14 protein-coding genes are annotated in these 12566 nt (G+C 72.0%); 2 read left to right on the forward strand and 12 right to left on the reverse strand.

The genetic code is table 11. From position 1 onward, the window contains the following. Positions 1-89: 89 nt before the first annotated feature. Genes nusB through aroB form a run of 4 tightly spaced genes read right to left on the reverse strand, consistent with a single transcriptional unit; the run spans position 90 to position 2655 of the window. Positions 90-500, reverse strand: a complete 411-nt coding sequence (gene nusB / locus ACMCNO_RS24070) for a transcription antitermination factor NusB (RefSeq protein WP_412753796.1) — start codon at positions 498-500, stop codon at positions 90-92. A gap of 23 nt (positions 501-523) precedes the next feature. Beyond that, positions 524-1081: an elongation factor P gene (gene efp, locus ACMCNO_RS24075; RefSeq protein WP_412745911.1), complete on the reverse strand. Its 558-nt coding sequence runs from the start codon at positions 1079-1081 to the stop codon at positions 524-526. Positions 1082-1123: 42 nt separating this feature from the next. After that, positions 1124-1582, reverse strand: a complete 459-nt coding sequence (gene aroQ / locus ACMCNO_RS24080; RefSeq protein ID WP_412751710.1) for a type II 3-dehydroquinate dehydratase — start codon at positions 1580-1582, stop codon at positions 1124-1126. Continuing rightward, on the reverse strand, positions 1579-2655 hold the full coding sequence (aroB, locus tag ACMCNO_RS24085) for a 3-dehydroquinate synthase (RefSeq protein WP_412751711.1): 1077 nt from the start codon (positions 2653-2655) through the stop codon (positions 1579-1581). The genes aroQ and aroB overlap by 4 nt, the downstream gene beginning before the upstream one ends. 69 nt (positions 2656-2724) lie before the next feature. Here aroB and ACMCNO_RS24090 point away from each other — a divergent pair, with 69 nt between their 5' ends. Then, entirely contained in the window at positions 2725-3435 is a 711-nt protein-coding gene (locus ACMCNO_RS24090; RefSeq protein WP_412751712.1) for a Clp protease N-terminal domain-containing protein, read from the forward strand. Here ACMCNO_RS24090 and ACMCNO_RS24095 read toward each other — a convergent pair. Both ACMCNO_RS24095 and aroC read right to left on the reverse strand, forming a co-directional pair. Next, positions 3425-3928 carry a shikimate kinase gene (locus ACMCNO_RS24095; RefSeq protein ID WP_412751713.1) on the reverse strand — a complete coding sequence of 168 codons (504 nt, stop codon included), beginning with the start codon at positions 3926-3928 and terminating at the stop codon, positions 3425-3427. The two genes, ACMCNO_RS24090 and ACMCNO_RS24095, sit on opposite strands and share 11 nt — an antisense overlap. Beyond that, on the reverse strand, positions 3928-5106 hold the full coding sequence (aroC, locus tag ACMCNO_RS24100; protein WP_412751714.1) for a chorismate synthase: 1179 nt from the start codon (positions 5104-5106) through the stop codon (positions 3928-3930). The genes ACMCNO_RS24095 and aroC overlap by 1 nt, the downstream gene beginning before the upstream one ends. 129 nt (positions 5107-5235) lie before the next feature. Here aroC and ACMCNO_RS24105 point away from each other — a divergent pair, with 129 nt between their 5' ends. After that, positions 5236-6486 (forward strand): multidrug effflux MFS transporter, encoded by a 1251-nt coding sequence (locus ACMCNO_RS24105; RefSeq protein WP_412751715.1) that lies wholly within the window; start codon positions 5236-5238, stop codon positions 6484-6486. A 51-nt stretch (positions 6487-6537) separates the two neighbouring features. Here the strand turns inward: ACMCNO_RS24105 and ACMCNO_RS24110 are convergent, their stop codons facing one another. The 6 genes from ACMCNO_RS24110 to ACMCNO_RS24135 form a co-directional block, all read right to left on the reverse strand. Continuing rightward, a complete protein-coding gene (locus tag ACMCNO_RS24110; RefSeq protein WP_412751716.1) occupies positions 6538-7392 on the reverse strand; it encodes a shikimate dehydrogenase in 855 nt (284 codons plus the stop codon). Next, positions 7389-8564 (reverse strand): endolytic transglycosylase MltG, encoded by a 1176-nt coding sequence (mltG, locus tag ACMCNO_RS24115; protein ID WP_412751717.1) that lies wholly within the window; start codon positions 8562-8564, stop codon positions 7389-7391. The genes ACMCNO_RS24110 and mltG overlap by 4 nt, the downstream gene beginning before the upstream one ends. Beyond that, positions 8561-9022 (reverse strand): Holliday junction resolvase RuvX, encoded by a 462-nt coding sequence (gene ruvX / locus ACMCNO_RS24120; RefSeq protein ID WP_412751718.1) that lies wholly within the window; start codon positions 9020-9022, stop codon positions 8561-8563. Before ruvX ends, mltG begins: the two co-directional genes overlap by 4 nt. 18 nt (positions 9023-9040) lie before the next feature. Next, positions 9041-11722 carry an alanine--tRNA ligase gene (gene alaS, locus ACMCNO_RS24125; RefSeq protein ID WP_412751719.1) on the reverse strand — a complete coding sequence of 894 codons (2682 nt, stop codon included), beginning with the start codon at positions 11720-11722 and terminating at the stop codon, positions 9041-9043. Beyond that, positions 11719-12024 carry a hypothetical protein gene (locus ACMCNO_RS24130; RefSeq protein ID WP_412751720.1) on the reverse strand — a complete coding sequence of 102 codons (306 nt, stop codon included), beginning with the start codon at positions 12022-12024 and terminating at the stop codon, positions 11719-11721. Before ACMCNO_RS24130 ends, alaS begins: the two co-directional genes overlap by 4 nt. A 72-nt stretch (positions 12025-12096) precedes the next feature. After that, positions 12097-12546 (reverse strand): DUF948 domain-containing protein, encoded by a 450-nt coding sequence (locus tag ACMCNO_RS24135; protein WP_412751721.1) that lies wholly within the window; start codon positions 12544-12546, stop codon positions 12097-12099. Positions 12547-12566 lie beyond the last annotated feature (20 nt).

The following is a 12566-nucleotide window of genomic DNA, read 5'->3' on the forward strand; positions in this document are numbered from 1 at the left end:
GGATGGCGACCGCGCCCCGGCACTCCGCGGGGGCGTGCGCAGACAGAGCGACGGCCCGGACCAACTGGTCCGGGCCGTCAATGTGCAGGTCAGCGGGTCGCGAACTCGGCGATGCGGCCGAGGATGCCGTTGAGGAAGCGCGGGCTGTCATCCGTGGACATCTGCTTCGCGAGCTCGACCGCCTCGGTGATCGCGACCGGGTCGTCGATCTCGGGCACGTACAGCAGCTCGTACACCGCGATGCGGGCCAGATTGCGGTCCACCACCGGCATCCGGGCCAGCGTCCAGCCCTCGGCGTAGCTGGCGATCAGCTCGTCGATCCGGTCCAGGTGCTCGGCCACCCCCTCGACCAGGCCGATGGTGTACGCCAGGTGATCCGGGTGGGGCTGGGCGATCCGCTCCAGATAGCCCGCGAGCACCTGGCGCGGCGGCAGATCCCGCAGGTCGGCCTCGTAGAGGACGTCCAGCGCCCGTTTGCGCGCCTTGCGACGCGCGGGCATCTGCAGCTTGGGGGCCTCGGGCATCAGCTGCGGCCGAGGTAACGGCCGTCGCGGGTGTCGACCTTGATCTTTTCGCCGGTGGAGATGAACAGCGGCACCTGGACGGTGGCGCCGGTCTCCACGGTCGCCGGCTTGGTGCCGCCGGTCGAACGGTCGCCCTGCAGACCCGGCTCGGTGTAGGTCACCTCGAGGAAGACGCTGGTGGGCAGCTCGATGTAGAGCGGCACACCCTCATGGGTCGCCACGGTCGCCTCGGCCTCGGGGAGCAGGTAGTTCGCCGCCTCGCCCACGGTGCCGCCGGGCACGTGGATCTGGTCGAACGTGCCCAGGTCCATGAAGACGTAGTCGTCGCCGTCCTGGTACAGATACTGCATCGTGCGCTTGTCGACCGTGGCCGTCTCGACCTTCGTACCCGCGTTGAAGGTCTTGTCCACCACCTTGCCGGAGAGCACGTTCTTGAGCGTCGTGCGCACGAACGCACCGCCCTTGCCCGGCTTGACGTGCTGGAACTCGACGACGGCCCAGAGCTCGCCGTCGAGGTTGAGCACGAGGCCGTTCTTGAGGTCGTTCGTAGTGGCCATGGCCTGCCTTGATCTTGACGCGATAGAAGTGACCCGAAAAGTTTACCGGCGCGGCGTGTCACCCGACGAATCGGGCCGCCGCGCGATGTGCTGCAACGCCAGCCGGTAGCCGTCGACGCCGAGCCCCGCGATGACGCCCGTGGCGACCGCGGAGACCACCGAGTGGTGCCGGAACTCCTCCCGCGCGTGGATGTTGGAGATGTGCACCTCGACCAGCGGGGCCCGCAGCAGGGCGCAGGCGTCGCGGACCGCGTACGAATAGTGCGACCACGCCCCCGGATTGAGCACCACCGGAGCCTGCTCGTCGGCGGCGGCGTGCAGCCAGGCCAGCATCTCGTGCTCGGCGTCGGTCTGCCGGACCTGCACGGCCAGGCCCAGTTCGGCGCCGGTCGCCTCGCACATGGCGACGAGGTCCGCGTACGAGGTGACGCCGTAGACGTCGACCTGCCGGGTGCCCAGCCGCCCCAGGTTCGGCCCGTTGAGCACGTGCACCCGCCTCACGGGGCCACCGCCTCGTACGCCTTGGCCAGCAGCGCCTCGTCGGGCCCGGTGAGGATGCCCGGCTCGGCGAGTCCGTCGAGCACGACGAAACGCAGCGTGTCGGCCCGGGTCTTCTTGTCCACCCGCATCGCGCTGAGCAACTGCGGCCAGGCGTCCCCCGGGTACGCGGTGGGCAGGCCCAGCAGGTCGAGCACCGCGCGGTGGCGGGCGGCGGTGGCGTCGTCGAGGCGCCCGGCGAGGCGGGACAGCTCCGCCGCGAAGATCAAGCCGACCGCCACGGCGTGCCCGTGCCGCCACCGGTACGCCTCCCGCTTCTCGATGGCGTGACCCAGGGTGTGCCCGTAATTCAGGATCTCGCGGAGCCCGGACTCGCGCAGGTCCGCACCGACCACCTCGGCCTTGACCCGGATGGCGCGCTCGACCAGCTCCTGGACGACCGGGGCGCGCGGATCGGTGGCCGCGGCGGGATCGGCCTCGATCGCCTCGAGGATCGCGGGGTCGGCGATGAAGCCGCACTTGACCACCTCGGCCAGTCCGGCCACGAGGTCGCCGTCCGGGAGGGTGTCGAGCATGTCGAGGTCGCAGAGCACCCCGGCCGGAGGGTGGAACGCCCCCACGAGATTCTTGCCCGCAGCGACGTTGATGCCGGTCTTGCCGCCCACGGCCGCGTCGACCATGCCGAGCAGCGAGGTCGACCAGGGCACCCAGCGCACCCCGCGCAGCCAGCTCGCGGCGACGAAACCGGCGAGGTCGGTGACCGCACCCCCACCCACGCCGATCACCACATCGGTACGGGTGAAGCCGGCCTCGCCCAGCGCGTCCCAGCAGCGGGCGGCCACCTCGACGGTCTTGCCGGCCTCGGCGTCCGGCACTGGCAGCAGGCTGGGCCGCAGCCCGGCCGCGGACAGCTCCTCCGCCAGCTGCGCGGCCTGGCGCTGCAACGGTGGCGCGTGCAGGACGGCCGCGCGCACCGCGCCGCCGAGCAGTGGTGCCAGGGCGGGCCCGAGCCCGCGACCGACAAGTACGTCATACGGCCGCTCACCGGCCACCGAGATTCGGGTCACATCGTCCATTGACGACGAGCCTAGTGGTGAGCAATGGGGTTATATCTTTATAACCCGCACAGGGGTTATAACTGCGGCATGCCGAAAATCAACGTGTACCTGCCCGACGATCTGGCCGACGCGGTCCGCGACGCCGGAGTGCCGATCTCAGCGGTGTGCCAGCGCGCCCTGGAACTCGCGGTCACGCGGATCACCGCGATCCGGCGGACCGCCCTCGACGACGTCACCGACGACCTGCGGGAGCGGCTGCCGCACTTCACCGACCGCGCCGCGACCGCGGTCACCCTCGCGGTGACCCGGGCCCGCGACGCCGCCGCACCCCGCGTCGGCACCGATGCCCTGCTCCACGGCATCCTGGCCGAAGGCGGCAACCTGGCCGTGCGGATCCTCGCATCGATGGAGATCGACCAGGCGCGGCTCGCGACCCCGGACCGCACGACGGAACCCGGCAGCGGCGACGGGCTCCGGTTCAGCGACCCCGCCGCGGCCGCCCTGGAATTGACCGTCGCCGAGGCCACCGCGCTCGGCCACAACTACGTCGGCTGCGAACACCTGCTCATCGGCCTCGCCGTGGAACCCGACGGCGCGGCCGGGCGGGTGCTGCGCGCGGCCGGGGCGGACGCCAGGTCGGTACGCCGCACGGTCACCGCGGCCCTCGCCGGATACACCCATCTGCGCGCCCAGCCCAGGCTCGCGCCGGACACGGATGCGCTGATGGCCGCGGTACGCCGGGAACTGCACCCGCTGGTGACGCGCATCGAGCGGCTGGAGGCCCGGCTCAGCTCCTGAGTGGGGCGGCGAGCAGTTCGGCGATCTCCTGCGGGGTACGGCCGTCCGTGGCCACGGTGTGGGTGGCCACGGACTCGTACAGCGGGCGGCGCTGATCCATCAGGTACTTCAGGGTGGCCCGCGGGTTGACGCTGAGCATGGGACGCCCGGCCCCCAGACCGACCCGCTTCACGGCGTCGCCGAGCTCCACCGACAGATACACCACCCGGTGCGCCGCCAGGGCGGTCCGGGTGCCGTCGTCCATGATCGCGCCGCCGCCGAGGGCGAGGACCCCTTCGAAACCCGCGAGGGCGTCCGCCACCGCGACCCGCTCCAGCGCGCGGAACGCGGGCTCGCCGTCCTCGACGAAGATGTCCGGGATCGGCTTGCCCGCCGTCGCCTCGATCAGCGCGTCCGTGTCCGCGAACGGCACCCCTAGCAGGGTCGCCAGGGCCTGACCGACCGTGGACTTGCCCGCGCCGGGCGGGCCGACCAGCACGCAGACCGGCGCCATCAGCGGATCAGCAGAGCGTCGAGGTACCCGGCGAGGTTGCGGCGGATCTCCGGCACGGAGTCACCGCCGAACTTCTCCGTGGCCGCCTCGGCGAGCACCAGCGCCACCATCGCCTCGGCGACCACCGCCCCGGCGGGGACCGCACACACGTCGGAGCGCTGGTTGATGGCCGTGGCGGGCTCACCGGTGGCGACGTCGACGGTCTGCAGGGCGCGGTTCAGCGAGGAGATCGGCTTCATGGCCGCCCGGACCCGCAGGTACTCGCCGTTGGTGATGCCGCCTTCCAGGCCACCGGCCCGGTCGGTGGCGCGGCGCACCCCTTCGGGGGTCGGGATGATCTCGTCGTGGGCGACCGAGCCGCGGGAGCGGGCCTGGGTGAAGCCGTCGCCGATCTCGACGCCCTTGACGGACTGGATGGACATCAGCGCCGTGGCCAGCCGGGCGTCCAGCTTGCGGTCCCACTGCACGTGCGAGCCGAGACCCGGCGGCACGCCGTATGCCAGCACCTCGACGATGCCGCCGAGCGTGTCGGCGTCCTTCTTGGCCGCGTCCACCTCGGCGACCATCCGCACGCTGGCCTCCGGGTCGACGCAGCGCAGCGGGTCCGCGTCGATGCGCTCGGCGTCCTCCGGCACCGGGACCAGGCCCGCCTTGGCCGCCACCGAGCCCAGTTCGACGACGTGCGAGACGATCTGCACGCCGACGGCCTGCCGGACCAGCGCCTTGGCGACCGCGCCCACCGCCACCCGGGCAGCGGTCTCCCGGGCGCTGGCGCGTTCCAGGATCGGGCGGGCGTCGGTGTGCCCGTACTTCTGCATGCCGGCCAGGTCGGCGTGGCCGGGTCGGGGCCGGGTCAGCGCGGCATTGCGGGCCTGCGCCGCCAGCTCCGCCGGGTCGACCGGGTCGGCGGACATGACCGTGCGCCACTTGGGCCACTCGGAGTTGCCGATGCGGATCGCGACCGGGCTGCCCAGGGTGAGCCCGTGCCGGATCCCGCCGACGATCTCGACCTCGTCCTGCTCGAACGACATGCGCGCGCCACGGCCGTAGCCGAGGCGGCGGCGGGCCAGATCACGCCGGATGTCATCGCTCGTCACCCGCACCCCGGCGGGCACGCCTTCGAGCAGGGCGACAAGCGCCGGGCCATGGGATTCACCTGCAGTCAACCAGCGCAACACGGGTCACAGTGTGACACGCCACCGCAGCGCTGTGCACCCGCCCGGGCGGCGTCCCGCCCTGCGGACCACCCCGGCCCGCTGCCGTCCCGCCGCCCACCGGCACGATCGCGACCGCAGCGCGGGGGTACGGTGCGGGGCGTGCCCGCATCGATCACCAGGCCCGCCGCGCCACACGGCCCGCTGCTCGTGGTGATGCTCGGGCTGACCACCGCGATCGGGCCGCTGTCACTGGACATGTATCTGCCCGCCTTCCCCGCCATCGCCGCGGACTTCGGGGTGCCCGACGCGCAGGTGCAGCTCTCGCTCACCACGTGCCTGATCGGGCTGGCACTCGGGCAGCTGGTCGGCGGCCCGCTCAGTGACCGGTGGGGCCGCCGCCGGCCCGTGGTCTTCAGCGTCACCGCGTACGCGGTGATCTCGCTGCTGTGCGCGCTGGCCCCGGCCGCGCCCATGCTGGTGGCGCTGCGCCTGCTGCAGGGGCTGGCGGGCGGGTTCGGGGTCGTGGTGGCCCGGGCCGTGGTGCGTGACCTGTACTCCGGGGTGGCCGCCGCGAAGTTCTTCTCCCAGCTCACCCTGATCTTCGGGGTGGCGCCGATCGCGGCGCCCGCCCTGGGCAGCGCGGTGCTGCGGGTGACCGCGTGGCCGGGCATCTTCGTCGCGCTGGGCGCGATCGCCGCGCTGCTGGCGCTGCTCGTGGCGGCCCGGCTGCCGGAGACGCTGCCGCCGGCGCAGCGGGCGCAGGGCGGCCTCGGCGAGACCGCGCGGGTGGCACGCCGGCTGCTGACCGACCGGGGCTACCTCGCGTTCGCGCTGGGACAGGGGTGCGCGTTCGCGGCGATGTTCGCGTACATCTCCGGGTCGTCGTTCGTGTTCCAGGACGGGTACGGGATCTCCCCGACCGCGTTCAGCCTGCTGTTCGGGCTCAACGCGGCGGGGCTGATCGGGCTCAGCCAGGCCAACCGGCGGCTGCTCGACCGGTTCACGCCCACTCGGCTGCTGACCGGCGCACTGGTGACCCAGACCGTGGCCGCGGCGGGGGTGCTGGCCGCGGCGGCGCTGGGCAGCCTGGCCGGGCTCGCGGCGGCGCTGTTCGTCGTGGTGGCGTCGATCGGCATGGTGATGCCGAACGGGACAGCCCTGGCGCTGGACCGTTACCCCCAGCGGGCCGGTACGGCGGCGGCGCTGCTGGGCGGCATCCAGTCCGTCGTCGCCGCGGTCGCCGCTCCCCTGGCGGGCCTGGGCGACGCGGGGACCGGCGTACCCATGGCGGTCGTGATCCTCGCCTTCGCCAGCCTCGCGCTGCTCACCATGGCCGTGCTGCGGCCGTGGCAGATTCACGGGCCCGGGGTGCGGCGGGAATCCGCCGAATCCGCCCAGTGATCAACCATCTGCTGCCGGGGTACTCCACGCGGCCGCGCGCGGTCGAGATGATCAGCGCTGGGCGGCGGCGGCCAGCAGCGCCGCGCGCATGGCCGGCTCGGGGGCCGGCCGCACGCCGGTGAACTGCTCGAACTGGCCGAGCCCCTGGGCCAGCAACAGGTCCAGGCCGGACACCACCGGCAGGCCGGAGGCGACCGCCGAGGCCGCCAGCGGGGTCGGCCAGGGGTCGTAGAGGGCGTCGAACAGCACCGTGCCACCGCGCCAGGCGATCGCGGGCGCCAAGGGGTCGGCCACCCCCTTGGGTACGGTCGAGATCACCACGTCGGCGTCGCAGGCGGACGGGGCGGCGGTCCAGGCGACCCCCGCCAGGGTGACCCCCAGCGCGGCGGCGGCCGGGGCCAGCTCCGCCACCGCCTCGGGACGCCGCGTCACCACGGACACCGTGGTCGCGCCGAGCTGGGCGGCGGCGGCCAGGGCGGCGCGGGCCGTGCCGCCGCCGCCGAGCACGGTCACCGTGGGCGCCGTACCGACGCCCGCGTCGCGCAGCACCCGCACCATGCCGGACACGTCGGTGTTGTCCGCGTGCCAGCCGTCCGCGCGGCGGATCAGCGTGTTGGCGGCACCGGTGGCCTGGGCGACCGCGGTGGCGGAGGTGGACAGCGCGAGCGCGGCCTCCTTGAGCGGCATGGTCAGCGACAGCCCGGCCCACTCCGGGCCCAGGCCCGCGACGAGGGCGGGCAGGTCCGCCTCGGCACACTCGATGGCGTCGTACGACCAGTCGGTCAGGCCTGCCGCGGCGAACCCGGCACGATGGATCACCGGGGACAGCGAATGCCCGATGGGCTTGCCGCACACCGCGGCACGGCGCGCCGCGCCATCCGCCCCCGGCAGAAGATCAGCCGTCACAGGACGCCGTTCTTGCGGGCGACCGCCTCGTTCTTGCGCTGGCCGTCGAGCGTCGTGGCGAACGCCGAGTGGCCCTGCTTGTCGATCGCCACGAAGTACAGCCACTGGCCGGCGGGCGGCTTCATCGCACCTTCCAGCGCGGCCTGACCCGGGTTGTTGATCGGCGTCGGCGTGAGGCCGGGCTTGTTGTGCGTACGGTACGGGTTCTTCGGGTCGGTCAGCTCGGCCAGCGTCATGTCCTTCGACGGCTTCGTCGGCCGCCCGGTGAGCTGGTAGTAGTAGTTGATCCCGACGTCGAACTGCAGGCAGCTGCACGGGAAGTTGCCGCCGTAGATCCGGTTGTACGCGACCCGGGCGACCTTGCCGAGGTCCGCCTCGTTGCCCGCCTCGGCCTGGGCCAGCGACGCCACGGTCAGCGCCTCGTACGGGCTGATCTTGCGTTCCTTCTCCACGGTGCTGACGAAGTCGACCTTCTCCGCCACCTTGAGGAAGTGCCCGACCATGAGACGCAGCGCGTCCTCGGCAGTGCCCTTGGGCTGGAACTCGTACGTGTCCGGGAACAGGAAGCCCTCGATCGAGCGGGTCGGTTTCTGCCCGTCCGTCCGGTTGAACCAGAACGCGGGCACGCCGAGCGCGACCGGGTCCTTGGCGGCCTCCTCGAAGTCCTTGACCGGGATGTTCGTGGCCTTCGACAGCAGCGCGAACACCTGCTTCGCGGTCTTGCCCTCCGGGATCGTGACCCCGGTGCTCACCCGCGACTTCGGGTCCAGCAGCATCGTGACCGCGTCCTTGGCGGCCATCTGCGTGCGCAGGTTGTACGTGCCCGAGCGGATGTTGTGGCCCTGCGGGTTCGCGTCGGCGGCGTTGACGAACGCGGCGGTGCTCTTGACCACGTCCTTGTCGACCAGCGCGTTGCCCATGTCCGTCAGGGTCGCGCTCTCCTTGATCTCCACCTGCACCGTGCCCGTGCCGGGGCCGTCGTAGTCGGCCGCGGTGAAGAAGTCACGCACCTTGTTGTAGCCCAGGTACACGCCGCCACCGAGGACCGCCAGCAGGACGAAGGTCAACAGGAACGCGACGGATGTCTTGCCCTTGCCGCCGCGGGAACGCCGGTGTCGCGGTTTGGTGCGATCGACCTTGTCGTCGAACGCCAGATCCAGCTCGTCGATCATCGTGTCTGCCTCCGCTGCGCATCCAGCCAGCTCTGCAGGATCTCCACGGCGGCCACCTGGTCGACCACCGCCCGCTGGCGCCGTCCACGCACGCCACGTTCGGCCAGCCTACGAGTTGCCACCACGGTCGACATCCTTTCGTCCGTCAGAACGACGGGCACGTCCCCGACGGCACGTGCCAGCCGGTCAGCGTACGCACGAATGTCTACCGCGGCTGCCCCTTCGGCGCCGGACAGGCGCACCGGGAGGCCCACCACGATCTGCACGGCCTCGTGCTCCGCCACGAGGCGCTTGAGCTCGGCTATGTCGGCGGGTACGGAATCGGCGGCCGCCCCCATGTCACGGGATACCGTCACCAAAGGGGTGGCCAGGATCCCGTCAGGGTCACAGATCGCAACCCCGACACGGACCTTACCGACATCGACGCCCAGCCGCCTACCCCGCGGCGGTGCCATCATCGGGCCACCTCTCCAGCGTCACGCAGCGTCGCCGACCGCCTTCTCTACCGCTGCCAACAGGGCCGATACCTGATCGGCCGGAACGCCACCGCCCTGAGCGAGGTCGGCGTTGCCGCCTCCGCGCCCGGACAGCGCCCCCTTGACGAGGTCGGCCGCGGAGAGTCCGCGACCCTTCGCGGCGGCGTTGATCGCCACAATAAGTGATGCCTTGCCGTTCGCGCGGGACGCGACCGCGACCACGGCCGGGCGCGCCGGGTCGATCTTGCCGCGGATCTCCTGGGCCAGGGTGCGGACGTCGTTGCCGGCCGCCCCCTCGGGCGCCTCCGTGCCCACGTACGCCACGCCGCGCAGGTCCTTCGCCTGCCCCGCGAGCGCGCCCGCACCGCCCAGCACCATCTGGGCGCGCAGCTTCTCCAGCTCCTTCTCCGCGTCGCGCAGCGCGGTCACGGTCTGCTCCACGCGCTCCGCGACCTGGTCGCCGGGCACCCGGAACAGCTCCGCCAGGCGGGAGACGAGCAGGTGCTCCTTGGCCAGGAACCCGAACGCGTCGATGCCGACCAGCGCCTCGACCCGGCGTACCCCGGAACCGATGGACGACTCGGAGAGGACCTTCACGAGGCCGAGCTGACCGGACCGGGACACGTGCGTGCCGCCGCACAGCTCGCGGGCGTAGTCGCCGACCTCCACGACGCGGACCTCGTCGCCGTACTTCTCGCCGAACAGCGCCATCGCGCCCAGCCGGCGCGCCTCCTCCTGGCTGGTGATGAACGCGTGCACCTCCAGGTCGCGCAGCAGCACCTCGTTGACCTGCTGCTCGACGTCGTGCAACACCGCCTGGGGCACCGCGCCCGGGGTGTTGAAGTCGAAGCGCAGGCGGCCGGGCGCGTTCAGCGAGCCCGCCTGGGTCGCCGACTCGCCGAGGAAGTGCCGCATCGTCTGGTGGATCAGGTGGGTCGCGGTGTGCGACCGGGAGATCGCCTTGCGCCGGGTCACGTCGATCTCCGCGAACCCGGCCTCGCCCGCGCGCACCTCGCCGCGGATCACCCGCGCCTTGTGCACGATCAGGCCCGGGATGGGCTGCTGCACGTCGACGACCTCGACCTGACCCGCGCCCACGTTGATCAGGCCGGTATCGGCCTGCTGGCCGCCGCCCTCCGCGTAGAACGGGGTGGAATCCAGGACCAGCTCCACGAACTCGCCCTCGCCCGCCGCCGCCACGCTGGCGCCACCGCCGAGCACCGCGCGGATCCGCGACTCGCGGGACACCTCCGCGTACCCGGTGAACTCCACCGGGCCGCCCGCGTCCAGCACCGACCGGTACGCGGACAGGTCCGCGTGGCCGGTCTTGCGCGCCGCCGCGTCCGCCTTCGCCCGCGCCCGCTGATCGGCCATCAGCCGCCGGAAACCGTCCTGGTCGACCTGCAGGCCCTGCTCGGCCGCGATCTCCAGGGTCAGGTCGATCGGGAACCCGTACGTGTCGTGCAGCTGGAACGCCTGCGCGCCGGTCAGCGTGGCGCCGCCCGCGGTCTTGGTCTCCGAGATCGCGGTGTCCAGGATCGTCGTGCCCGCCCGCAGCGTGGACAGGAACGCGTCCTCCTCCGCGTACGCGTAGGTGGAGATGCGGCCGAACTCCTCCGCCAGCTCCGGGTACGACGGGGCCATGCAGTCGCGCGCCACCGGCAGCAGCTCGGGCAGCGCCGGGGCCTGCCAGCCGAGCAGGCGCATCGCCCGGATCGCGCGGCGCATGATGCGGCGCAGCACGTACCCGCGGCCCTCGTTGGACGGGACGATGCCGTCACCGATCAGCATCAGCGCGGTACGCACGTGGTCCGCGATGACCCGCAGGCGCACGTCGTCGGGGTGCGACTGGTTCGCCGCGTGCCCGGAGTGCGCGCCGTACGTCTTGCCGGTCAGCTCCGCCGCCCGCGCCAGAATCGGGCGGACCTCGTCGATCTCGTACAGGTTGTCGACGCCCTGCAGCAGCGACGCGATGCGCTCCAGGCCCATGCCGGTGTCGATGTTCTGCTTGGGCAGGTCACCGACGATCGTGAAGTCCTCCTTCGACTTCACGTCGGTGATCTCGTACTGCATGAAGACCAGGTTCCAGAACTCCAGGTAGCGGTCCTCGTCGACCTCCGGGCCGCCCTCCGGCCCGTAGTCCGGGCCACGGTCGTAGTACAGCTCAGAGCACGGGCCCGCCGGGCCGGGGATGCCCATCGACCAGAAGTTGTCCTTCTTGCCGCGGCGCACGATCCGCTCCGCGGGCAGGCCGGTCTGGCGCCAGATGTCGATGGCCTCGTCGTCGTCGAGGTAGACCGTCGCCCAGATGCGCTCCGGGTCCAGGCCGAAGCCGCCCTGCTCGACCGGCTTGGTGGACAGCTCCCAGGCGAGGGGGATCGCGCCCGCCTTGAAGTAGTCGCCGAACGAGAAGTTGCCGTTCATCTGGAAGAACGTGCCGTGCCGCGACGTCTTGCCGACCTCGTCGATGTCCGGGGTGCGGATGCACTTCTGCACGCTGACCGCCCGCTGGTACGGCGGGGTCCGCTGGCCCAGGAAGAACGGCACGAACTGCACCATGCCGGCGTTGATGAACAGCAGGTTCGGGTCGTCGATGGCCGGCAGCGGGGCACTCGGCACGACCGTGTGCCCGTTGGCCTCGAAATGCGCCAGATAGCGCCGCTTGATCTCCGCCGTCCTCATCGTGACCCCTTCTGGGCGTGCCGCCCCTGCGTACCGTCCTCCGGGTCCTCCCGCAGGTCGCTGAACTGATCGTCGAACAGCTCGCCCGCCGCGAAGGCCTCGTGGATCTCCTGTTCGCGTTCCGCCATCCCGTCGCGAACGTCTTCCACGAAGCTACGCATCGACTCCACGAGGCCGCCAGCGGATTGTGACAGCGAGGCGGCGATGCCGGACGGGGTGAACTCGTCGGCCTTGCGCGTCAGCTTGCGGACGACGATCGCGCCGACCGCGAGTCCGATGCCCAGCCAGAGCAGGCGCTTCATGGCGGCGTTCCTTTCTCGGCAGCCCACCCGGCCCGGTGGTGCGCGGGCGGCCGCGGATGATCGGGGGTCGGCTCAGCGGGCGGACCGGCGCCGCCGCTTCAGTGACTCGCGGACCTCACGTTCCTCCTCGGCGTGCCGCCGGGCGACCGTGGCCTTGCGCAGGCCGTACCCGAACGACGCCACCTTGACCAACGGGTTCGCGGCGGCGGCGGACACGACGGCCACCAGGTTCGCGACGTTGGCCGAGATGTTCTGCGCGTGGCCGGTGATCGCGTCCACCTTCGCCAGCTGGAGGTTGACACCGTCCAAAGAGACCTGCACCTGGCCGAGCGCCGTGTTCACGTTCTCCACGGTCTCATTGACGTTGCCCAGCAGCGGGCCGGTGCGGTCGGTGAGGTCGTTGATGGCCCGGGTCGCCGCGTCCACGGTGTGCCGCAGCTTGAGGATCGGTACGGCGAGCACCAGCACGAGCATCAGGAACGCCCCCGCGGCGATCAGCCCTGCGATTTCTCCGGCGTCCATGAAACGCGTCTCCTCTTCTG

This window comes from Krasilnikovia sp. M28-CT-15 (assembly GCF_047159595.1).
Taxonomy (GTDB): Bacteria; Actinomycetota; Actinomycetes; order Mycobacteriales; family Micromonosporaceae; genus Actinoplanes.